Source organism: Aeromonas hydrophila subsp. hydrophila ATCC 7966, from assembly GCF_000014805.1.
Taxonomy (GTDB): Bacteria; Pseudomonadota; Gammaproteobacteria; order Enterobacterales; family Aeromonadaceae; genus Aeromonas; species Aeromonas hydrophila.
In genome coordinates this window covers 3,555,358-3,577,455 of record NC_008570.1, presented here as the reverse complement: position 1 = coordinate 3,577,455, position 22,098 = coordinate 3,555,358, and the positions used below count along the sequence as shown (strand labels likewise).

Annotated in this window: 19 protein-coding genes and 9 tRNA genes; 9 read left to right on the top strand and 19 right to left on the bottom strand. The window is 61.9% G+C overall.

The window, feature by feature from the left end; genetic code table 11:
- Positions 1-10 precede the first annotated feature (10 nt).
- The 3 genes from AHA_RS16040 to pnuC form a co-directional block, all read right to left on the bottom strand.
- A complete protein-coding gene (locus AHA_RS16040; protein WP_164927716.1) occupies positions 11-682 on the bottom strand; it encodes a Crp/Fnr family transcriptional regulator in 672 nt (223 codons plus the stop codon).
- 127 nt (positions 683-809) lie between these two features.
- Complete coding sequence (locus AHA_RS16035; RefSeq protein WP_011706945.1) at positions 810-1,535, bottom strand: nucleoside phosphorylase; 726 nt, start codon at positions 1,533-1,535, stop codon at positions 810-812.
- The gene (gene pnuC, locus AHA_RS16030; protein WP_011706944.1) at positions 1,532-2,254 is read right to left on the bottom strand and encodes a nicotinamide riboside transporter PnuC; all 723 of its coding nucleotides are present in this window, start codon (positions 2,252-2,254) and stop codon (positions 1,532-1,534) included. The genes AHA_RS16035 and pnuC overlap by 4 nt, the downstream gene beginning before the upstream one ends.
- Before the next feature lie 262 nt (positions 2,255-2,516).
- Here pnuC and AHA_RS16025 point away from each other — a divergent pair, with 262 nt between their 5' ends.
- Complete coding sequence (locus AHA_RS16025; RefSeq protein WP_011706943.1) at positions 2,517-4,349, top strand: SLC13 family permease; 1,833 nt, start codon at positions 2,517-2,519, stop codon at positions 4,347-4,349.
- Between the two features lie 235 nt (positions 4,350-4,584).
- On the opposite strand, the gene AHA_RS16020 is transcribed toward AHA_RS16025, so the two are convergent.
- The 15 genes from AHA_RS16020 to lolB form a co-directional block, all read right to left on the bottom strand.
- Positions 4,585-4,668, bottom strand: a tRNA-Leu gene (locus AHA_RS16020).
- A gap of 8 nt (positions 4,669-4,676) precedes the next feature.
- Positions 4,677-4,753, bottom strand: a tRNA-Met gene (locus AHA_RS16015).
- A gap of 36 nt (positions 4,754-4,789) precedes the next feature.
- Positions 4,790-4,864: transfer RNA gene (locus tag AHA_RS16010), tRNA-Gln, on the bottom strand.
- Between the two features lie 45 nt (positions 4,865-4,909).
- A tRNA-Met gene (locus AHA_RS16005) sits at positions 4,910-4,986 on the bottom strand.
- Positions 4,987-5,024: 38 nt separating this feature from the next.
- A tRNA-Gln gene (locus AHA_RS16000) sits at positions 5,025-5,099 on the bottom strand.
- Positions 5,100-5,140: 41 nt separating this feature from the next.
- Positions 5,141-5,215 (bottom strand) — tRNA-Gln (locus AHA_RS15995).
- A gap of 146 nt (positions 5,216-5,361) precedes the next feature.
- Positions 5,362-5,436 (bottom strand) — tRNA-Gln (locus tag AHA_RS15990).
- A gap of 8 nt (positions 5,437-5,444) precedes the next feature.
- Positions 5,445-5,521: transfer RNA gene (locus tag AHA_RS15985), tRNA-Met, on the bottom strand.
- Positions 5,522-5,756: 235 nt separating this feature from the next.
- Positions 5,757-6,848 (bottom strand): redox-regulated ATPase YchF, encoded by a 1,092-nt coding sequence (ychF, locus tag AHA_RS15980; protein ID WP_011706942.1) that lies wholly within the window; start codon positions 6,846-6,848, stop codon positions 5,757-5,759.
- Between the two features lie 234 nt (positions 6,849-7,082).
- Positions 7,083-7,679 carry an aminoacyl-tRNA hydrolase gene (gene pth, locus AHA_RS15975; protein WP_011706941.1) on the bottom strand — a complete coding sequence of 199 codons (597 nt, stop codon included), beginning with the start codon at positions 7,677-7,679 and terminating at the stop codon, positions 7,083-7,085.
- A gap of 197 nt (positions 7,680-7,876) precedes the next feature.
- Complete coding sequence (locus AHA_RS15970) at positions 7,877-9,868, bottom strand: bifunctional metallophosphatase/5'-nucleotidase (protein WP_011706940.1); 1,992 nt, start codon at positions 9,866-9,868, stop codon at positions 7,877-7,879.
- Between the two features lie 102 nt (positions 9,869-9,970).
- Entirely contained in the window at positions 9,971-10,918 is a 948-nt protein-coding gene (locus tag AHA_RS15965; RefSeq protein WP_005298464.1) for a ribose-phosphate pyrophosphokinase, read from the bottom strand.
- A 309-nt stretch (positions 10,919-11,227) separates the two neighbouring features.
- Positions 11,228-11,302: transfer RNA gene (locus AHA_RS15960), tRNA-Gln, on the bottom strand.
- Positions 11,282-12,151, bottom strand: coding sequence for a 4-(cytidine 5'-diphospho)-2-C-methyl-D-erythritol kinase (gene ispE, locus AHA_RS15955; protein WP_011706938.1), 870 nt, complete (start codon positions 12,149-12,151; stop codon positions 11,282-11,284). Before ispE ends, AHA_RS15960 begins: the two co-directional genes overlap by 21 nt.
- A 26-nt stretch (positions 12,152-12,177) precedes the next feature.
- Positions 12,178-12,762 (bottom strand): lipoprotein insertase outer membrane protein LolB, encoded by a 585-nt coding sequence (gene lolB, locus AHA_RS15950; protein WP_011706937.1) that lies wholly within the window; start codon positions 12,760-12,762, stop codon positions 12,178-12,180.
- Between the two features lie 121 nt (positions 12,763-12,883).
- Between lolB and hemA the strand changes: the two genes are divergently transcribed.
- The 7 genes from hemA to AHA_RS15915 all read left to right on the top strand — a co-directional run bounded on the left by hemA (position 12,884) and on the right by AHA_RS15915 (position 19,987).
- Positions 12,884-14,143 (top strand): glutamyl-tRNA reductase, encoded by a 1,260-nt coding sequence (hemA, locus tag AHA_RS15945; protein ID WP_164927715.1) that lies wholly within the window; start codon positions 12,884-12,886, stop codon positions 14,141-14,143.
- Positions 14,144-14,194: 51 nt separating this feature from the next.
- Positions 14,195-15,283: a peptide chain release factor 1 gene (gene prfA / locus AHA_RS15940; protein WP_011706935.1), complete on the top strand. Its 1,089-nt coding sequence runs from the start codon at positions 14,195-14,197 to the stop codon at positions 15,281-15,283.
- A complete protein-coding gene (gene prmC, locus AHA_RS15935) occupies positions 15,283-16,131 on the top strand; it encodes a peptide chain release factor N(5)-glutamine methyltransferase (protein ID WP_011706934.1) in 849 nt (282 codons plus the stop codon). The genes prfA and prmC overlap by 1 nt, the downstream gene beginning before the upstream one ends.
- Before the next feature lie 43 nt (positions 16,132-16,174).
- Positions 16,175-16,558 (top strand): SirB2 family protein, encoded by a 384-nt coding sequence (locus AHA_RS15930; RefSeq protein ID WP_011706933.1) that lies wholly within the window; start codon positions 16,175-16,177, stop codon positions 16,556-16,558.
- A gap of 11 nt (positions 16,559-16,569) precedes the next feature.
- The gene (locus AHA_RS15925) at positions 16,570-17,370 is read left to right on the top strand and encodes a SirB1 family protein (protein ID WP_011706932.1); all 801 of its coding nucleotides are present in this window, start codon (positions 16,570-16,572) and stop codon (positions 17,368-17,370) included.
- Positions 17,371-17,545: 175 nt separating this feature from the next.
- Positions 17,546-18,400 carry a 3-deoxy-8-phosphooctulonate synthase gene (gene kdsA / locus AHA_RS15920; protein WP_011706931.1) on the top strand — a complete coding sequence of 285 codons (855 nt, stop codon included), beginning with the start codon at positions 17,546-17,548 and terminating at the stop codon, positions 18,398-18,400.
- A gap of 306 nt (positions 18,401-18,706) precedes the next feature.
- Positions 18,707-19,987, top strand: coding sequence for a dicarboxylate/amino acid:cation symporter (locus AHA_RS15915; protein ID WP_011706930.1), 1,281 nt, complete (start codon positions 18,707-18,709; stop codon positions 19,985-19,987).
- 130 nt (positions 19,988-20,117) lie between these two features.
- On the opposite strand, the gene grcA is transcribed toward AHA_RS15915, so the two are convergent.
- A complete protein-coding gene (gene grcA, locus AHA_RS15910; protein ID WP_011706929.1) occupies positions 20,118-20,498 on the bottom strand; it encodes an autonomous glycyl radical cofactor GrcA in 381 nt (126 codons plus the stop codon).
- A gap of 835 nt (positions 20,499-21,333) precedes the next feature.
- Between grcA and ung the strand changes: the two genes are divergently transcribed.
- Positions 21,334-22,002, top strand: coding sequence for a uracil-DNA glycosylase (gene ung, locus AHA_RS15905; protein WP_011706928.1), 669 nt, complete (start codon positions 21,334-21,336; stop codon positions 22,000-22,002).
- The last annotated feature ends 96 nt before the right edge of the window (positions 22,003-22,098 follow it).

Sequence of the window (22,098 nt, the reverse complement as noted above, 5' to 3'; positions counted from 1 at the left end):
TGAATGGAAATCAAAGGTCGAGGTAGGCGCGCAGCCTGGCCAGATCGGCGATGACCGGACCGTCGCTGCCGTCGGCAACTATGCCCTGTTCGATCAGCTCCTTGAGGGCGCGCCGATAGACCCGCTCGGTGGTACCGAAGCGCGCCGCCTCGTGGGCCCGCTTGCGCGATCCGAGCATGGGGGTGCGCTGGCGCTCGCGCCACAGCTCGAAGGCGATGTTGTAGGCGATGGGGTGCAACAGCCGGCTGGTGGTGATGTCCAGGGTATCCAGATAATCGCTGGCGAGCGCCGCAGCGAAGAAGAGGGTCAGCTCGGGCTCGGCCAGCAGCCGTTTGGCCAGCTTGTCGGCGCAGATGACGGCGGCGTCCAGCTCGGTCTCGGCCACCACGCTCCACTGCACCGGGGTGGCGCTGAAGAACTCCATCTCGCCGAAGATCTGCTGGTGGCACTCAATCTCGCCGAGCTGAAACAACCGCCCTGAGTGGACCGCACTGTTGAGGGAAATCCGGCCCTGGGCCACCAGATAGAGCTGCTCGCACTGCTCCCCTTGGCGCATGATGGGTTCACCTGGCAGGTAGCGGCGCGAAAACAGGGTGCAGTCTGCCAGCACCGCGGCAAAGCGCGGTTCGAGTGCGGCAAGCTCGGCGTGAAAGCGACCGAGCGGATAGGGTTGTTGCTGCATGGTGAAGGCCCGACTTGACGAGGGGCATGAGGCTAGCAAGAGCGCATGCGGGATGCCAGCTTTGGCGCCTCTGAATGTGCCGGGCTTAACGTTTTGCCGGGGCCGCTGCGGCCCCGGCAGACCCGGTCTATTGCGTCAGGGCGTGGAGGGCGGCGGCGATGGCCAGCCGCTCGCCGGTCATCATGGCGGCTTCGCTGGCTGCGTAGTCGCTCACCCCCGCTTGCACGTCCTGCTCGAAGGCCACCACGTTGCAGAGCACGGCGGCCACCCGCACCTTGCGCAGGCGCCCCACGGCGAGCAGGGAGGCGGTCTCCATGTCGGCCCCGAGCACGCCACGGGCGTGCCAGTAGCGGCAGACTTCCTGCTCGTCATCCCGGTAGAAGCTGTCGTGGGAACGCACCAGCCCGTGCCAGTGAGGCTGGCCGCTGGCGCCGAGATGGGCGAGCAGGGCGGCCTGCAGGCGGATGTCGGCGCAGGCGGGGTACTCGGGGGGCAGGTAGGCCTGCGAGGCGCCTTCGCTGCGCACCGCTCCCTCCACCACGATGAGATCCCCCAGCGCGATCTCATGCTGCAGGGCGCCGGCGGAACCGACCCGGATGAGCGCGCGGGCGCCCGCCTGCACCAGCTCCTCCAGCGCGATGACGGCGGAGGCGCCGCCGATGCCGGTGCTGCACACCGTGACGGGCAGCCCCCGGTAGTGGCCGTTGATCAGGCGAAACTCCCGGTGCTGGCCCAGCACGTCACACTCATCGAGCTGACCGGCGATGCGGTCGACCCGGGCCGGGTCGCCGCACAGCACCACCCGTTCGGCGATCTGGTCCGGGCGGCATTGCAGATGGGGCAGCAGGCTCATGCGATCGCTTCCTGTTGCGGGCGCTTGGCGCTGACCATCCACAGGCGAGTGCCGTTGGCGGCAATGAACAGCAGGATCAGGTACTCAAGGGACATGGCATAGACCCCTTGGGCAGCGTAGACGCCGATGCTGATGATGTTGATGACCACCCAGAGGATCCAGTTCTCCACGTACTTGCGGGTCATCAGGATCTGGGCCACCACGGAGAGCACCGTCATGCTGGCATCCCAGAAGGGGAAGGCATCGGGGGAGGGCTCAGGGGTGGCGAGATTGGCGCCAAACAGGTTGAGCAGGGCGACCGAGGTACGTGCCAGGGCGGCGAACACCGGGTCGATATAGAGGGTCAGCAGGGCGATGGCCAACACGCTCACGGCGGCGGTGGCGATGAGCTTGGACTTGCTGAGCCAGCGGATCTGCAGGGTATCTCCCTGGGCGTTGGCCGGCCGGGTCCAGGCGTACCAGCCATAGAGGTTGGCGCAGAAGAAGAACAGCTGCAGCAGCAACAGGCCGTAGAGCTGGATCTGGAAGAAGATGATGGCGAACAGGCTGACGTTGATGAGCCCGAACAGGTAGTTGATGGTCTTCTCCTGGCTGGCGCACCAGATGCAGGCCAGCCCGAACAGGGTGCCGACGGCTTCAATCCACGACATGGCGTAACCACCGCCCAGCGGTATGGTCACCAGGGTGTGATTGATGCTGAACCACTCGAATATGCTCATTTTCGTTTCCTTTGAAAATTGGGGGCGTTAACCGGGCCTATTCTAGGGGCGATGGGGGGAGGCTGGCAGGACTTTTGTCCGACCCGGGCCGAGCCACCTCAAAGAATGGGCAAACAGCAGGGGCAACTTTAGGCCCCCGATGGCGCCCTGATATGCGATGATGCCCTGCCCCTTTATTGATATGTAACAAATCGGGGGGAAATGAGCTGTGGTCTGATGGAATCCGCTCCGCTCGGGGTGGAGCTGAACAAAAGGAGCAAGTGTGAATTCCGAGTTGGTCTGGGTCCTCTGCATGCTGGTGGGCGCCATTTATCTGTTTGTGAGCAACAAGGTCCGCATGGACGTGGTTGCCTTGCTGATCATCATCTTGTTCGTGCTGAGCGGCACCCTGACCCTGCCGGAGGCGCTGGCGGGGTTCAGCGATCCCAACGTCATCCTGATTGCCGCCCTGTTCGTGGTGGGGGAGGGGCTGGTGCGTACCGGCATCGCCTATCAGGTGGGGGATGCGCTGGTGAAGGTGGCCGGCAGCAGCGAGACCCGTCTGCTGGTGCTGCTGATGGTGGCGGTCGCCCTGCTGGGGGCCGTGATGAGCAGTACCGGGGTGGTGGCCATCTTCATCCCGGTGGTGCTGAGCGTGGCGAATCGGATGGGGATCCCGGCCGGCCGGCTGATGATGCCGCTCGGCTTTGCCGGCCTCATCAGCGGCATGATGACGCTGGTGGCGACGCCGCCCAACATGGTGGTCAACAGCGAGCTGATGCGCCACAACATCCACGGCTTCGGCTTCTTCGGCTTCACCCCCATGGGGGTCATCATTCTGGGGATGGGGATCCTCTACATGCTGCTGATGCGCACCTCTCTGGTGCGTGACGGGGAGGAGGGCAAGAGCAAGCAGATCGGCCGCAGCACCATGCGCGATCTCATTCGCGACTACCGGCTGGCCGGCCGGGCGCGCCGGCTGGCGATCCGGCCCGATTCACCGCTGATCGGCCAGACCCTGGACGAGCTGCAACTGCGGGCCCGCTACGGTGCCAACGTCATCGGGGTGGAGCGCTGGCGCAAGTTCCGGCGGGTGATGGTCACCGTCTCCGGAGTGACCGAGTTCCAGGCCAAGGATGTGCTGCTGATCGACATGTCCGACCCCGAGGTGGACGTGCGCGAGTTCTGCAGCGAGGCACGACTCGAGCCCATGATCCTGCGCGGGGAGTATTTCTCCGATCAGGCACGGGAGGTGGGTATGGCGGAGGTGTCGCTCATCCCCGAATCCCGCCTGCTTGGCAAGAGCATCCGCGAGGTGGCGTTTCGCTCCCACTACGGCCTCAACGTGGTGGGCATTCGCCGCGCCGGCGAGGCGCTTGGTGGCAAGCTGGTGGACGAGGCGCTGCAGTTGGGGGATACCCTGCTGGTGGTGGGCAACTGGAGCCTGATCCGCCTGCTGCAGACCCACAGCCGCGACTTCCTGTTGCTGGGGTTGCCGGCCGAGGTGGACGAGATGGCGCCGGCCCGCAGCCAGGCCATTCACGCCCTCATCTGCCTCGGGGTGATGATCGCCCTGATGGTGACCGATCCGGTGCCCAACGTGATCGCGGCGCTGATCGCCTGCCTGCTGATGGGCAAATTCCGCTGCATCGACATGGAGAGCGCCTACAAGTCCATCCACTGGCCGACCCTGATCCTCATCGTCGGCATGCTGCCCTTCGCGCTGGCGCTGCAAAAGACCGGCGGGGTGGATCTCATCGTCGGCGCGCTGATCTCGGCGGTAGGGGAGATGGGGCCGCGGGTAATGCTGGCCAGCCTGTTCGCCCTGTGCGCCATCATAGGGCTGTTCATCTCCAACACCGCGACGGCGGTACTGATGGCGCCGATTGCGCTGGGCACGGCGCAGCAGATGGGGATCTCCCCCTATCCGTTCGCCATGACCATCGCCATCGCCGCCTCGGCGGCCTTCATGACGCCGGTCTCCTCGCCGGTCAACACCCTGGTGCTGGGCCCCGGCAACTACCGGTTCGTGGATTTCGTGCGCATCGGCGTGCCCTTCACCCTGCTGGTGATGGTGGTGAGCGTCATCGCCATTCCCTGGTTCTTCCCGTTCTGACGACAGCAAACGACATGGCGGCCTGCGGGCCGCCTTTTTATTGCCCGCAATGCTCTGACATGAAAAGGATGGCGAAAGCCGTGCATCAGCGCCGTCGCAGAGGAGGGCACGAGACACAATCATTGATATATGGCAGGCGTTGCCGGTTTGCGACGGCATGGAGAGGGGGAGGAAAACGGCAAACGCCGGATACAAAAAAACCAGCCTGAGCTGGTCTGTTTGGTACTGCTTTTGATGGTGCGGAAGGAGAGACTCGAACTCTCACGCCTAGGGCGCCAGAACCTAAATCTGGTGCGTCTACCAATTTCGCCACTTCCGCAGGAGTAATGGTGGCTATGACGGGATTCGAACCTGTGACCCCCGCATTATGAGTGCGATGCTCTAACCAACTGAGCTACATAGCCTTCTTGTGCACGACTCGCGTCGAATACAAGCAAAAATGGCTGGGGCACTAGGATTCGAACCTAGGTATGGCGAGATCAAAACCCGCTGCCTTACCGCTTGGCGATGCCCCAACAGTGTTCTTTGCAATCAGATGATTGAAGGAACGTTTTCAAAAATGGTGGCTATGACGGGATTCGAACCTGTGACCCCCGCATTATGAGTGCGATGCTCTAACCAACTGAGCTACATAGCCGTTTGTTGTCAACCACGGTGTGGAAGAGAACAGAATAATGGCTGGGGTACTAGGATTCGAACCTAGGGATGGCGAGATCAAAACCCGCTGCCTTACCGCTTGGCGATACCCCAACAGCAATGCCTGACAGAGACTATCAAACATCTTTTAAAAATGGCTGGGGCACTAGGATTCGAACCTAGGTATGGCGAGATCAAAACCCGCTGCCTTACCGCTTGGCGATGCCCCAACAGCGATGCCTGACAGAGTCTATCAAACATCTTTTAACAGTGGCCGGGATACCAGGATTTGAACCTGGGCACACTGACGAGTTCAACACCCATCACTGCTTCCCTTGACCCGTCACCGGCACGTGAATGCCGACAACTGAAATAATGGCTGGGGTACTAGGATTCGAACCTAGGGATGGCGAGATCAAAACCCGCTGCCTTACCGCTTGGCGATACCCCAACTAGAGATGGTGGCTATGACGGGATTCGAACCTGTGACCCCCGCATTATGAGTGCGATGCTCTAACCAACTGAGCTACATAGCCAACCTTGCTTCCAGTGCCTCGTTGCCTCGTCACTGTGCGGGCCGAATTATGCGTATCTGGCTCTGGGGCGTCAACCCTTTTTTTGTTTGAAAAACCGAATTTGGGTGCGTTTGGCGAGTTATTGGTCGCTGTCGTGCAAAAGCCCAACAATCTGGTTTTTTTTACGACATTTGCCAGCAGATACGGGCCTTGGCCAGTTAAAAAAGAGGCCAGCAAATGCTGGCCTCTCATGGGATTAGACGTTGAACAGGAAGTTCATGATATCGCCGTCTTTGACGATGTACTCTTTCCCTTCGGCGCGCATCTTGCCCGCTTCCTTGGCACCTTGCTCACCCTTGTAGGTGATAAAGTCTTCGAAGGCGATGGTTTGGGCACGAATAAAGCCTTTTTCGAAGTCGGTGTGGATCTTGCCGGCCGCCTGCGGAGCGGTGGCGCCGACCGGGATGGTCCAGGCACGCACCTCTTTCACGCCGGCGGTGAAGTAGGTCTGCAGCTTGAGCAGCTCGTAACCGGAGCGGATCACCCGGTTCAGGCCCGGCTCTTCGATGCCAAGGTCAGCCATGAACTCGGTGCGGTCGGCATCGTCCAGCTCGGCGATGTCAGCCTCGATGGCGCAGCAGACGACTACCACAACCGCGTTCTCGGCGGCGGCGATTTCGCGCACCTTGTCGAGGTAGGGATTGTTCTCGAAGCCATCTTCCGCCACGTTGGCGATGTACATGGTGGGTTTGAGGGTCAGGAAGTTGAGGTGGCTGACGGCGGCCAGCTCATCCTTGTCCAGCTTCATGCCGCGGATCATCTGGCCGTTTTCCAGCGCCACCTTGATCTTCTCCAGCACTTCCACTTCCAGCTTGGCATCCTTGTCGCCGCCCTTGGCGCGCTTGGACTGGCGGTTGATGGCGCGTTCGCAGGCATCCAGGTCGGAGAGGGCCAGCTCGGTGTTGATCACCTCGATGTCGTCGGCCGGGGAGACCTTGCCGGCGACGTGGACGATGTTCTCGTCATCAAAGCAGCGCACCACGTGACCGATAGCCTCGGTTTCACGGATGTTGGCCAGGAACTGGTTGCCCAGACCTTCACCCTTGGAGGCACCGGCCACCAGGCCGGCGATGTCCACGAATTCCATGGTGGTCGGCACAACGCGCTGCGGATTGATGATGGCCGCCAGCTGATCGAGGCGGGGATCCGGCATCGGTACCACGCCGGTGTTCGGCTCGATGGTGCAGAACGGGAAGTTGGCGGCTTCGATGCCGGCCTTGGTCAGCGCATTGAACAGGGTGGATTTGCCTACATTGGGCAGGCCCACGATACCGCATTTAAAACCCATGGATTGTTACCTTACGTGATGGATGCTGTGTGAGGGCCGCAGAACCTGTCCATGCTCTTGCTGCGAGGCTGTGATCAAGGCTCATGTGCTGCTCGGAATCCTCACGTATGACTATACGCTCCGGTTCCTGCGCTGCGCTTTACCTTGCTGACAACCTCTCGTTACAGAGCATGAACAGGTTCTTGGGCGACCCCGTCATATTGTTCGACCCTGACGCGTGTCAGGCATCTGTATTCAGACTTTCTCGGCCTTGAAGCTGTGCAGCCGGTTCATGGCCTTGGTCATGTCCTGCTTGAACAGAATGTCGGTGGCGCGCAGGGACTCGTCCAGTGCGGCGTCGATCAGGCTCTGTTCGCTGCTGGGGGCCTTGGTCAGCACGAAACCGGCGACCAGCTCCTTGGTGCCCGGGTGACCTATCCCCAGCCGCAGCCGGAAGAAATTATTGTTGTTGCCCATCCTGGCAATGATGTCCTTGAGGCCGTTGTGGCCACCGTGGCCGCCGCCCTGCTTGAATTTGGCGATGCCGGGGGGCAGGTCCAGCTCATCGTGGGCCACCAGCATGGCTTCCGGCTCGATCTGGTAGAAGCGGGCCAGTGCGGCCACCGCCTTGCCGGAGAGGTTCATGTAGGTGTTCGGGATGAGCAGGCGCACATCCTGGCCATCCACCTGGATGCGGGCGGTGTGGCCGAAGAACTTGGGCTCTTCGCGCAGGCTGACGTTGTGCCAGCGTGCCAGTTGCTCCACATACCAGGCCCCGGCATTGTGGCGGGTCTTGGCATATTCCGGGCCGGGATTGCCCAGACCCACGATCAGTTTGATTTGGCTTGTCACGCTTGATTTCTTCACTCGCTGCTTGCAATGGGCCGACTGCCCAGGGCAATGGGACGCAATATTCTAGCCGCCGACTGGCGATCACTCAACCAAAGCTCGGCCAGCGCCGGGGAAAAGCGGGAGAACCAGCGGCCAACGGCAGCAAAACGGGCCCCTGCGTGGGGCCCGTGGTGTGGCTTGCCGGTGGCAGAGCCGACTTACTGGACGGCCCGCACCAGGGTGACGGTCTCTTCCGCCAGCGCCGTCAGAGTCGGGCGCTGTTCGCGCACATACTGCACGAAGGAGGCGGCGTCGGTGCCGCAATCCATGCCGCTTGCCTTGCAGTCAAGCTGATGGCCGGCGGCATAGCGGGCGCTGAGCTGATCGCCGCTCTGCTCCACCCGCTCGACCGGGAACGCCGTCAACTTGCCATCCTGCCAGGCGAGATCCTGGCGCTCGGCGTGCTGGGCCTGGGCGCGAGCCAGCGCTTGCCAGCCGTCGTTGCCGTTGGCGCTGTAGGCGTTCATCACCACCCGGTAGCGCGTCGCATCCACCAGATCCTGCCACTGGCCGTCAGCGTCCTGCCACTGCAGCTGGGTCAGAGTGCCGCGCTTGCCCGGTGTGGTCTCGGTGAAGGTGTAGCGCAGGTGACCACCGTAGGGGAACTTGCCGGCGTGGGCGCTGGCGGGCAGGGTGGCGGTGATGGTCTCGGTCAAGAGGGCGCGCACGTCGGCGCCGGTCAGGGTGAGCACCGAGAGCTGGTTCTTGAACGGCAGCAGGGTGAGCGCCGCATCCCCTTCGCGCAGCTCGCCGGCCGGCAGATCGGCGCGCACGCCGCCCACCGCCAGCAGGGCGAAGTGGACCGGGCCGCCGGTCAGCGCCTGCACCGCCGGGGTATTGGCCCAGTAGTACTGACCCTCGGCCACCAGCGGGGCGACGTCGGAGCCGTGGCTGTCGCTGCCGTTGTCACCGGGGCGACGGGCATTTTGCAGGGCGGCCGGCAGGGTGGCGATGACGGGGCCGAAGGCCTGCTCGAGGGCGGGCTTGTAGTGGCTGTCGATGATGCCGCGCAGGCGGGGATCCTCATCCACGGTCACCAGGTTGGGCTGGGCGTCGATGAACTTGGCTGCCTGCTTGCCGCGGGCCTCGTCCAGTGCCTGCTTGCGAGCGGGATCGGCGAAGAAGTCGCGGCTGGCCAGCAGCTGGTTCTGGCCCTTGCAGGCGATGACCCGGCCCTGGGCATCGAAGCTCACCTGAGCCAGTCCGATGGCCTGGGCGTAGGAGCCGGCCTGCACCACGCAGGTCATGCCGACCCCGTCCGGGTTGGTGACAAGCGCCGCGTACTCGCCGGTGTTGCCCCAGCCGATGTTGCGAAAATCGCCGAGCAGGCTGTGGGAGTGACCACCGACGATGGCGTCGATGCCGTTCACCTTGGCCGCCAGCGCCAGATCCCGCTGGTTGCCGATGTGGGTAAGTGCCACGATCTGGTTGATGCCGTGCTGGCGCAGCAGGTCCACCGTCGCCTGGGCGGAGGTGATTTCGTTGCCAAAGCGCAGCTTGCCGACGTTGGGGGAGATGTTGGCCATGTCCTCCAGCACCAGCCCCATCACGGCGACCAGCTGCTTGCCCTGGGGCAGGTTGTTGAGATCGCTGACCGGGCTCTTCTGGTTGCCGTCGAAGGCGTAGATGACGAACGGCTTGAGATTGGCGGCGTGGCGCAGATCCGGATCGTCGCGGGTATCCAGGTTGGCGGCCAGCACCGGGAAGTTGACCCCCTGGATGAAGCGGGCGAGTTTCTGGTTGTCGAGATCGAACTCGTGGTTGCCAAGGGCCATGGCGTCGAGACCAAACTGGCTCAGCAGCTCGGCGTTGGCCATCCCCTCGTTGAGCTTGAAGTAGCCGCTGCCCTGCCAGGCATCGCCGCCGTGCAGCAGCAGGATCGGCTGGTTCTTGGCCAGCGCATCGGCCTGGAAGGATTTCGCCATGGTGAGCAGGCGCGGATAGCCGCCGAAGCGGGTGTAGAGGGTGTCGGTTTCCCCCTGCTTGCCAAAGATGGGCCCCTTCAGCTCGGCGTTGACCGGGTCAAACTGGGAGTGAGTGTCGTTCATGTGAGCCAGGGTCAGCACGAAGGGCTGGCCTTCATTGCCGGGCTGACAGGCGAACAGGAAGCTGCAGAAGGCAAGGAGCAGCAGCGGGCGCAAGCGATTCATGGAACAATCCTTAACCTGCGACGGGGCAGGGCAGTACCGGGTGTAACTGGGACTAAAAAGACAAAAACCGCCAGCTGGCGGTTTTTGTCACAACAGGGTCTATCAATGCTCAAACATGGCAGAGATGGACTCTTCGTTGCTGATGCGGCGAATGGCTTCGGCCAGCACGGAAGAGAGCGTCAGCTGCTTGACCTTGTCGACCGCCTTCATCTCCGCGGTGAGCGGGATGGAGTCGGTGATGATCAGTTCGTCGATCACGGAGTTCTTGATGTTCTCCACGGCGGAACCGGAGAAGACCGGGTGAGTGGCGTAGGCGAATACACGCTTGGCGCCGCGCTCCTTGAGGGCTTCTGCGGCTTTGCACAGGGTGCCGCCGGTGTCGATCATGTCGTCGACGATGATGCAGTCGCGGCCGGCCACGTCACCGATCAGGTGCATGACCTGGGAGACGTTCGGGCGGGGACGACGTTTGTCGATGATGGCGATGTCGGTATCGTCCAGCAGCTTGGCGATGGCACGGGCACGTACCACGCCGCCGATGTCCGGCGACACGACCACGGGGGATTCGAGGTTCTTGGACTTCATGTCTTCCAGCAGCACCGGGCTGCCGAACACGTTGTCGACCGGGACGTCGAAGAAGCCCTGGATTTGTTCGGCATGCAGGTCAACGGTCAGCACGCGATCCACACCGACGCTGGAGAGGAAGTCGGCGACGACCTTGGCGGTGATGGGAACACGGGCAGAGCGGACGCGGCGGTCCTGACGGGCATAACCAAAGTAGGGAATAACGGCAGTAATACGGCCAGCTGAAGCACGACGCAGAGCATCCACCATCACGATCAATTCCATCAAATTGTCGTTGGTCGGGGCACAGGTGGATTGAATGATGAAGATATCGCCACCACGTACATTCTCGTTGATCTGTACGCTGATCTCGCCGTCGCTAAAGCGACCTACGGCAGCATTGCCGAGTTTGATAAACAGGCGATCTGCGATCTTCTGGGCTAGTTCCGGCGTTGCGTTACCAGCAAACAGCTTCATGTCAGGCACGGTTTGAAACCTCGGGGTTGCATCCAGTATGTGGGGAGTCTTATTCAGACCCTTATCGTTTTGGGGCAAACGATTTATCAAGTTGACGGGTCAGACCACTATAGGCTGCTTTCAGGCCAGGTGCCTACGTTGCATGCGGCAAGTCGGTTGAGCGTCGTGCTGGTCGACGCCCCGTCATCCATGATGACCAGTGACCTTCCGACAACGAGAGGGTAACGATGGATGCTGCAACCGGCGAGGGGGAGTGTGCACTCCCGGCAAGACTGCTGCGGCAGGTGAATCGATATACCCTGTTCGATGTTCAGGAGATGGCTGGGGTACTAGGATTCGAACCTAGGAATGGCGAGATCAAAACCCGCTGCCTTACCGCTTGGCGATACCCCAATCACTGACTTGTTGCAATGCAGCGAAGAGTGGTGATATGTTCTCGCCCTTGGCGACAAACCCATCCCATCCTTTCGGCACTTTTGCCAACACTTCCCGAGCAGCCACTTCGTCTTCAAACTGAGCAAAGACGCAGGCTCCTGTGCCCGTCATTCTTGACGGCGCGTATTCTAGCAACCAGCCGAGCGCATTGGCAACCTCGGGGTGGCGCTTTTTCACCAGCAATTCGCAATCGTTTTTCCACTCCCCTTCCAGCAGATTGTGCAATGCCATTTTCGGGGTATCTCTGGGCAGGTCCGGATCCTGGAACACGGCGGCGGTCGCCACATGGCAATCGGGCTTGAGCACCAGATACCAGGCACTCGGCAGCTCGACCGGCTGCAACCGTTCACCGACCCCCTCGGCAAAGGCCGCCTTGCCGCGCACGAACACCGGCACGTCGGCGCCCAGCTGCACGCCGAGCTCGGCCAGCTCGTCTTCGCTCAAACCGGCCTGCCACAGGTGGTTGAGGGCGACCAGGGTGGTGGCGGCGTCCGACGAACCGCCGCCGATGCCGCCGCCCATGGGCAGCACCTTCTCCAGCCGGATATGGGCTCCCTGCTGGCTTGGCAGCCTGGCCTGCAGCAGGCGGGCGGCGCGGATGATCAGGTTCTGTTCGTCGGGCACGCCGGGAATGGCCGGGCTCAGGGTGAGCAAGTCGGTATCGGTGAGCGGCTCGAATTCGAGCCAGTCGCCGTGGTTGAGGAAGATGAACAGGGTCTGCAGCTCGTGGTAGCCGTCCGGGCGACGGCCGTTGACGTGCAAAAAGAGATTCAGTTTGGCCGGAGCCGGCCAGCGCATGGCGCTCATGGGGGAGTCCTTGTCGATGGCCGCCATCAGCGGGTGATGGTCCACTGGTTGATCTGCAGCTTGAGGCGACTGCCCTGGCCGGTCATGGTGAGCAGGTGCGGCAGGCGGTAGCCGTCCTGATCCCGGTAGTCGCCATAGACGATCTGCCACTGACCGTCACGGACGCTGGCCAGACTGCGGTCGGGGTTGAGCTCGAATTCGGCCTGGCCCGGCAAGCCCTTGATCCACTCCGGCAACCCGGCCACCGGAATGTTCCAGCCGGTGAGCTGATAGATGAGCGCCTCGGCATCCTGGCTCTGGTGCGGGTTGCCCTCGTTGTCGATCAGGGTGATCTCGCCCTTGCTGCGGGAGAGCTCGAGGATGTGAGTGCCGATCAGGCTGGTGAGGTTGAGGCGGTAGTCGTCGCCATCCTGCTGCCAGTTGACCCGGGCGCTGCCCTTCTGCTGGGCGGTGATGATGGCCATCTTGCCGGACAGCTGCCAGTGGCTGAGCTGCTCGAGGCGGGTACGTTCCTGCTGCCAGTTGACCTGATCACGCTGGGGTTGGGTAGTGGCGCAACCGGCCAGCAACAGCAGGCAGCCAAGGGTGAAAAGACGCAACAACAAGGTCATGCTCCGGAAAAGGTGATTTGCCACAGTATACGGGGCGGCCGTATTGCTTTTAAAGACTTACCCTTTCTCGTACAATTGGCAGCCTTTACTCCCAGCGCACAGATACGATCCACGCCCACTCATGAGTTTGCTTGCCCTCGGAATCAACCACAACACCGCCAGTGTCGCCTTGCGGGAGCGGGTCGCCTTCGGCCCGGACTGCATCGATCGCGCCTTGCGTGAGCTGGTCGCCCAACCCGGTGTAAGCGAGGCGGTGATCGTCTCGACCTGCAACCGCACCGAGCTTTACTGCAGCCTGGCGCAGGGGCAGGGCGAGCAGGTGTTGCAGTGGCTGCAGCGTTTCCACGGTCTGGATGCGGCCGAGGTGGTCTCCGCCATCTACCAGCATCAGGACGAGGAGGCGGTCCGTCACCTGATGCGGGTGGCCTGCGGGCTCGACTCCCTGGTGCTGGGAGAGCCGCAGATCCTGGGGCAGATCAAGCAATCCTACGCCCATGCCCAGCAGTCCGAGGCGGTGAAGGGATCGCTGGAGCGTTTGTTCCAGAAATCCTTCTCGGTGGCCAAGCGGGTGCGTACCGATACCGAGATCGGCGCCAGCGCCGTATCGGTGGCCTTTGCCGCAGTGAGCCTGGGGCGGCGGATCTTCTCCGATCTCTCCCAGACCAAGGTGCTGCTGGTCGGCGCCGGCGAGACCATCGAACTGGTGGCCCGCCACCTGCGCGAGCAGAACGTCACCCAGATGATGGTGGCCAACCGCACCCTGCAGCGGGCCCAGCTGCTGGCCGAGGAGTTCGGCGCCCAGGTGATGACCCTGGAAGAGATCCCGGACTACCTGCACGAGGCGGACATCGTCATCAGCTCTACCGCGAGCCCCCTGCCCATCATCGGCAAGGGCATGGTGGAGCGCGCCCTCAAGGCCCGCCGCTTCAAGCCCATGTTCCTGGTGGACATCGCCGTGCCCCGCGACATCGAGGCGGAGGTGGACGAGCTCTCGGACGCTTATCTCTACACGGTGGACGACCTGCAGGGCATCATCGAGCAGAATCTCGAGACCCGTAAACGGGCCGCCGCCGAGGCCGAGCTCATCGTGCAGGAAGAGCGCGACGACTTCATGGGCTGGTATCGCAGCCAGCACTCGGTGGATCTCATCCGCGATTACCGCCACCAGTCCCAACAGGTGGCCGACGAAGAGCTGCAGCGCGCCCTGTTGGCCCTGCAGCAGGGCGAGAATGCCGAGCAGGCGCTCAAGGCGCTGGCCCACCGCCTCACCAACAAGTTGATCCACGCACCGACCCAGGCCCTGCGCCATGCCGCGGCCCAGGGGGATCACCACCAGCTGGCCCAGTTGCGCCAGATGCTGGGGTTGTCACAAGAGTCATAGTTTTGGGGCGACCAGCCGGTCGTCCCGTCCTCCATCGAGAACACAAGATTTATGAACCCGTCACTGATCAGAAAGCTGGAAGGCCTCATCGAGCGCCACGAAGAAGTACAGGCCATGCTCGGCGAGCCGGACGTGGCCGCGGATCAGGATCGCTACCGCGCCCTGACCCGGGAATATGCCCAGCTGGAAGATATCGTTCACGCTTTCCAGCAATTCCGCCAGGCCGAAGAGAACCTGGACGCCACCCGCCAGATGCTGGAAGAGGATGATGCCGACCTGCGCGAGATGGCGCAGGAGGAGCTGCCGCTGGCCAAGGCGACCTTCGAGGAGCAGGAGCAGGCGCTGCAGGTGATGCTGCTGCCGCGCGACCCCAAGGATGACAACAACTGCTATCTGGAGATCCGCGCCGGTGCCGGTGGTGACGAGGCGGCGATCTTTGCGGGCGATCTGTTTCGCATGTATTCGCGCTACGCCGAGCGCCAGGGCTGGCGGGTTTCCATCGTCAGCTGCAACGATGGCGAGCATGGCGGCTACAAGGAGGTTATCGCCAAGGTGGAGGGCGAGCACGTCTACGGTCGCCTCAAGTTTGAATCCGGTGGTCACCGGGTGCAGCGGGTGCCGGAAACCGAATCCCAGGGTCGGGTGCACACCTCCGCCTGTACCGTCGCCGTGTTGCCGGAAGTGCCGGAAGCCGAGCAGATCGAGATCAACCCCTCGGAGCTGAAGATCGACACCTTCCGCGCCTCCGGGGCCGGCGGTCAGCACGTCAACAAGACCGACTCCGCCATCCGCATCACCCACCTGCCCACCGGGCTGGTGGTGGAGTGCCAGGATGAGCGCTCCCAGCACAAGAACCGCGCCAAGGCGATGTCGGTGCTCTCCGCCCGTCTGCAGGCGGCCGAGGATGAGCGCCACCGCGCCGCCGAGCAGAGCACCCGCCGCAACCTAGTGGGGTCGGGAGATCGCTCCGAGCGTATCCGCACCTACAACTACCCGCAGGGGCGCCTCTCCGAGCATCGCATCAACCTCACCCTCTATCGTCTCGGCGAGATCATGGAAGGGGACCTGGACTGCGTCATCAGCCCGATGATCCAGGAGTACCAGGCCGATCAGCTCGCCTCCCTGGCCGAGAGCAACTGATGCAGATCCAGCAGGCTCGCGCCCACATCATGGCGACCCTGGCAGGGGGGGAATCCCCCCGCGCCGATGCCGATGCGCTGCTCTGCCATCTGCTGGAGTGTCGGCGCAGCTACTTGATGACTTGGCCGGAGCGCGAGCTCGATGCCGCCCAGCTGGCGACCCTGCAGGGCTGGCTCGAACGCCGTCTCAATGGCGAACCCATCGCCCACCTGATCGGCGAGCGGGAGTTCTGGTCGCTGCCGCTCAAGGTGAGCCCGGCCACCCTGATCCCGCGCCCCGATACCGAGGTGCTGGTCGAGCAGGCGCTGGGGCGGCTGCCCGCAGGCCCCTGCGCCGTGCTGGATCTGGGCACCGGCACCGGCGCCATTGCCCTGGCGCTCAAGTCGGAGCGACCCGATGCCGATGTATGGGCGGTGGACAGGATGCCGGCAGCGGCAGCCCTGGCCCGTGCCAACAGCGCCGCCCTTGGCCTGCCCATCGAGGTGCGCGACGGCAGCTGGTTTGAGCCGCTGGTCGAGCCTTCGTCAAGCAAGGCGCCGCGCTTTGCCATGATCGTCTCCAACCCGCCCTACATCGACGGGGCGGATCCGCACCTCGATGAGGGGGACGTGCGCTTCGAACCCCGCTCCGCCCTGGTGGCGGACGAGCAAGGGCTGGCCGACATCCGGCTGATCGTGGCGGGCGCGCCGGCCCATCTGCTGCCGGGCGGCTGGCTGTTGCTGGAGCATGGCTGGCAGCAGGGGGAGGCGGTGCGTCAACTCCTGCTGCAACAGGGCTACCTTCAGGTGGAAACCGTGCGCGATTACGGCGATAACGAGCGGGTGACCCTGGGGCGGCTGGCTCAGTGATGATGACGGGCAGGCCGGACCTGCCTTTGTTCAAGGACACGTTATGTATTTTGCTATCAAACATCTGCACCTGCTGCTGATCGGCTTGGCCGTGCTGATGTTCATGTTGCGCTTCTATTGGCTGCAGACCGGCTCGAGCCGCGCGGCCAGCACCCGTACCCTCAGGTTGAGCGGCTGGCTCAACGGCCTGGTGGTGCTCTCCGGCGTGCTGCTGTGCATGGTGCTGGATCTCAACCCGCTCAACAACGCCACCCCCTGGCTCAGCGAAAAGCTGACCGCCATCCTGGTGGTGGCCTTTCTGGCCATGATGGCACTGCGCCTGGCCCGCAGTAACGGCATCCGCTGGTTTGCGTTTCTGGGAGCCCTCGGCTGGGTCTTCTTCATCGCCAAGCTGGCCGTCTACAAGCAGGCCAGCCTGTTCGGTTAAGGATGATGACGATGATACGCGTAGACGAATGGACCGATTTCGAAGCCCATGACATCGCCGAGCTGGCGCTGTCGGTGAGTGACGAGATCCATGGCATCAGCGGCCGCGGGACGGCTGAGCTGGCCCGGCTCGACGCCTGGCTGGACGAGGCCATCGAGGAAGGGGATTGCGACCAGGTGCGCCGCCAGCTGCTGCAGGGCTTCTACCAGACCCTAGGGTTTCACGGCGACTGGCAGGACTACTTCTCGGTGGCCAACTGCGATCTGGCCGAGGTTCTGGCCCGCAAGCAGGGCATCCCGGTCAGCCTTGGCATCCTCATCATTCAGCTGGGGCGCAAGCTCGGGCTGGACGTGGAGGGGATCTGCTTCCCCGGCCACTTCCTGGTGAGTTTTGCCGGCAGCGAGGGAGAGGTCTATGTGGACCCCTTCACCGGTGACGAGCTGAGCCTGCACCACATCGAGCTGCTGCTGCGCGGGGCCCTCGGCAACCTGGCCACCCTCAGTTCGGATCACCTGCAGCCTGCCGGCCAGTGGGAGATCATCGAGCGGCTGCTCAACGTCAGCAAGGGCGCTTTGCTGCGGGAAGACCGGATGACCGAGGCGCTGCGCTGCAGCGAACTGCTGCTGCGGATGAAGCCCGGCGACCCGCTGGAGACACGGGATCGCGGCTTCATCTACGAGCAGCTCGACTGCCCGCGCTTTGCCGCCGACGATTTTGAATACTTTATTGAACAGTGCCCGGACGATCCGGTGGCCGACGTGCTCAAGGCCCAGCTGGCCGCACTGGATCTGAGCCCCAAGCCCCTCCACTGAGGGGCGGGTAACGGCCCCGCTGCATGGCGAGGCACTGGCCGAATGAAGAGTCCCATGCCGTTGCATGCAAGGCATGGGAGATGCAACAGACGAGTATCGAGGTCGCGCTGCTTTGGGCAGCGCGGCCGGATGTGGATTCAAGCCCTGCAAGCCCTTTTACCTAAGGAAGCCTGAGATGGAACAGAAGAATATCAAGGTCAATGGCATCGACGTTGCCAACGACAAACCGTTCGTGTTGTTCGGCGGCATGAACGTGCTGGAATCGCGCGACATGGCGATGGCGGTGTGCGAGAAGTACGTGGAAGTGACCTCCAAGCTGGGTATCCCGTTTGTGTTCAAGGCGAGCTGGGACAAGGCCAACCGCTCCTCCATCCACTCCTACCGCGGTCCGGGTCTGGAAGAGGGGATGAAGATCTTCCAGGAGCTGAAAGCGACCTTCGGCATGCCGGTCATCTCCGATCTGCATGAGCCCCATCAGGCCAAACCGGTGGCCGAGGTGGTCGACGTCATTCAGCTGCCCGCCTTCCTGGCGCGCCAGACCGATCTGGTGGAGGCCATGGCCCGCACCGGCAACGTCATCAACATCAAGAAGCCGCAGTTCCTGAGCCCAAGCCAGATGAAGAACATCACCGACAAGTTCGAGGAGTGCGGCAACGACCGTCTGATCCTGTGCGAGCGCGGTGCCAACTTCGGGTATGACAACCTGGTGGTGGACATGCTGGGGCTGGGCGTGATGAAGAAGAGCACCGGCGGCTACCCGGTCATCTTCGACGTGACCCACTCCCTGCAGTGCCGCGATCCCATGGGCGCTGCCTCCGGCGGTCGCCGCGAGCAGGTGACCGAGCTGGCCCGTGCCGGCATGGCGGTCGGTCTGGCCGGTCTGTTCATTGAATCTCACCCGGACCCCAAGATTGCCCGTTGCGACGGCCCGAGCGCGCTGCCGCTGGAGAAGCTGGAAGGCTTCCTCAAGCAGATGAAGGCCATCGACGATCTCATCAAGGGCTTCGAGCCGCTCGATACTTCCATCTGAGTCAGGCCCCGCTGGCCCAATAAAAATGCCCCGCACTGCGGGGCATTTTTGTTTGCGGCCTGTTTTTATTTCTTTGGGCAGCATAAATCAATCGCAGAATAAATACAGCCAGGTTTCCGTGGTGTTAATGTTGTTAAATCTGTTGTGTGATTGATGTCTATTAATTGCTTTTTTTAACATGGGAAAGTAACCCCTGTTGTGATGAGGGAACGGCACGAACCTGGCGAGATAACACTATTTCGTCACGGATTGCTGCATGCGTATTTCTGCCATGACACATCTCATTAAATTGACAGGACGTTAAGAATGCAGAAAAGAATAGTCAGCAGCCTGTACTTTCAGGTGTTGTTAGCGATCACCCTCGGGGTCATTCTGGGACATATATATCCCGACCTCGGTGCGGACATGAAACCGCTGGGGGATGGTTTCGTTAAATTAATCAAAATGATCATCGCCCCGGTTATATTCTGCACGGTGGTGACCGGTATTGCCGGCATGGAGAGCATGAAAGCGGTGGGTAAAACCGGCGCCATCGCGCTGCTCTATTTTGAAGTGGTCAGCACCATCGCCCTCATCATCGGGCTGTGCGTGGTCAACCTGCTGCAACCGGGGGCGGGCATGAACGTCGACCCCGCCACGCTGGACGCCAGCGCCATCTCCGCCTACGCCGAGCAGGCCAAGGCTCAGGGCATCATCCCCTTCCTGCTGGACGTGATCCCGGGCAGCGTGATCGGCGCCTTCGCCAGTGGCAACATTCTGCAGGTGCTGTTATTTGCGGTGCTGTTCGGCTTCTCCCTGCACCATATCGGCGAGAAGGGCAAAGTGATATTCAATGTCATCGACAGCTTCTCCCAGGTTATTTTCGGGATCATCAACATGATCATGCGGCTGGCACCGGTTGGGGCATTTGGTGCGATGGCCTTTACCATTGGGAAATATGGTATCGGCTCGCTGGTTCAGCTCGGACAATTAATTGCCTGTTTCTACATGACCTGCCTGCTGTTTATTTTCCTGGTGCTGGGCAGTATTGCCAGAGCGAATGGATTCAGCATCCTGCGCTTTATTTCCTATATCCGGGAAGAGCTGCTGATCGTGCTGGGAACTTCCTCTTCTGAATCCGTATTGCCGCGCATGCTGGTGAAGATGGAGGCGCTCGGCTGCAAGAAGTCGGTGGTGGGGCTGGTGATCCCGACCGGTTACTCCTTCAACCTGGACGGCACCTCCATCTATCTGACCATGGCGGCCATCTTTATCGCTCAGGCCACCAACACCCCGCTCGATCTGTTCCAGCAGATCACCCTGCTGGTGGTGCTGCTCATCTCCTCGAAGGGAGCCGCCGGGGTGACCGGCAGCGGCTTCATCGTGCTGGCGGCCACCATCTCGGCGGTGGGCCACCTGCCGCTGGCCGGGCTGGCGCTGATCCTCGGCATCGATCGCTTCATGTCGGAGGCCCGTGCCCTGACCAACCTCATCGGCAACGGGGTGGCAACCCTGGTGGTGGCCCGTTACTGCGATCAGCTCAATGAGCAGCAGATGCACGAGGCGCTGAGCAACCCGCCGCAAGTCGTGAAGCTGGATCAGCATTGAGCCGCCGATGCCCGCACCGTGCGCTGCCAGCCTGTCGAGCAAGGACCGCCAACGCGGGTAGGTGAATTCAAGCCATAAAAAAACGGCCCGTTTGGGCCGTTTTTCATGATACCGGTTGGTGCAGAGCGACTTACAGGCTCTGGGTGAAGGTACGGGTCACCACATCACGCTGCTGTTCCGGGGTCAGTGCGTTGAAGCGCACGGCGTAGCCGGAGACACGGATGGTCAGCTGCGGGTACTTTTCCGGGTTGGCGATGGCGTCTTCCAGGGTCTCGCGACGCAGGACGTTGACGTTCAGGTGCTGGCCACCTTCGACAGCCGGCTCGGCTTGTACCGGCAGTTCACGGTATTCGAACTGGCCCAGGTCAGAGACGCTGACTTCCTGATCGGCGGCGAAGGTGTCGCCTTTGGCGCAGATGCAACGAGCCTGTTGCTTCTCTTCGTCCAGCAGCCAGAACGAGTTCAGCAGAGCGGCGTTGGCAGACTGGGTGATTTGGATGCCCTTGATCATGGTATGACTCCTCATAGGAAAGCGGATTCAACTGTAAGGAAATTACCCTGATGTATTTAAACCACCGGGATGATTTAAAGGGCCCTTGCCTTACACCTTTACTTTGTTGGGTCATATATACCACGATGGTAATATTACGAAAATTGATCTAAATCAAAAAATGCGCGGTTTGCGCGAGCAAGAAGGGATTAAATTATTGAGATTAATCAAAAAGAGGTCATTTTTCTGATTATGTAAGATATCTGAATTATGCATCTTCTATTAATTAAATCTAGTAATTTAACTACATGTTTTAAGGTTTGTGTCATGCATGAGCCGACCTCATCTCCTCTGTGGGGGCATCAGGGCCAAGCCTGCGGTGAAGGTGCCAGGTTTGCCCTCTCTATGCTGCTCACACTGCTATATAAGGTTGCCCTGGCATAAGGCTGTCTCAGTCGAGCGATTGCTACGGTCATCATGACCCCGCTGCCCGCAGTGGCCGGGAGAGCTGGGTGCGCGGGAGGTTGTCATACCGTTGCGATGCAGTTGCCATTCGGGGCAAGGGGACTCGGAAGAGGGTGCCAAGGTTGCGTCCCGGGGGCTGGCCCCCTATCCTGAGCCCCTTGCCGCATTAATGAGGGCATGGTGACGCCAGCACTGGGCCCAGCACCATGTCTTGCCGCATTCAGCGAGGATGGCGGCGTGCTTGCTCGCATGGCCCGGCATGGGCCAAGCCGCATGCCGCAAAACCCGCCGTATTCATCGAGGATGGTGGCGCGCCGACCCGCATCAGGCGGTGTGACCCTGCACGGGGTTACAGGGCGTCCATCCGGACAGATTCAATGAGGAGATTGGGGTGCAGACCTGGACTGATGTAATTGGCTCCGAGAAGGAGCAGGACTATTTCAAGGCGACCCTGGCGACCGTCAGGAGTGAGCGGGAGGCGGGCAAGGTGATCTATCCGCCAGCGACCGACGTGTTCAATGCCTTCAAGCTGACCGAGCTGGATCAGGTCAAGGTGGTGATCCTGGGTCAGGACCCCTATCACGGCCCCAATCAGGCGCACGGTCTCTGCTTCTCGGTGTTGCCGGGGGTGCGCACGCCCCCCTCGCTGGTCAACATCTACAAGGAGATGCAGCGGGATCTGCCGGGTTTTGTCACACCCAGTCACGGCTTTCTGGAGTCCTGGGCCAAACAGGGGGTGCTGCTGCTCAATACCGTGCTGACGGTCCAGGCGGGCCAGGCCCACTCCCATGCCCATCTGGGTTGGGAGACCTTCACCGACCGGGTCATCGAGCAGATCAATGCCAGCTGTCAGGGAGTGGTCTTCCTGCTGTGGGGCGCCCATGCCCAGAAGAAGGGTCGCTTCATCGACAGGCAGCGTCATCATGTGCTGAGCGCGCCGCATCCCAGCCCGCTCTCTGCTCATCGCGGCTTCATCGGCTGCGGCCACTTCTCCGAAACCAACCGGCTGCTGAGCCAGCAGGGGATGAGCCCCATCAACTGGCACTCGGTCTGCGAGTGAGGGGCCCGACGGCTGGCGAGCGGGGGCATGAACAGGGGGTGGCATTGTGCGTTACCCGCTGTTTTGTCTGCAGATGACTTGATTGAGTGCAAAGTT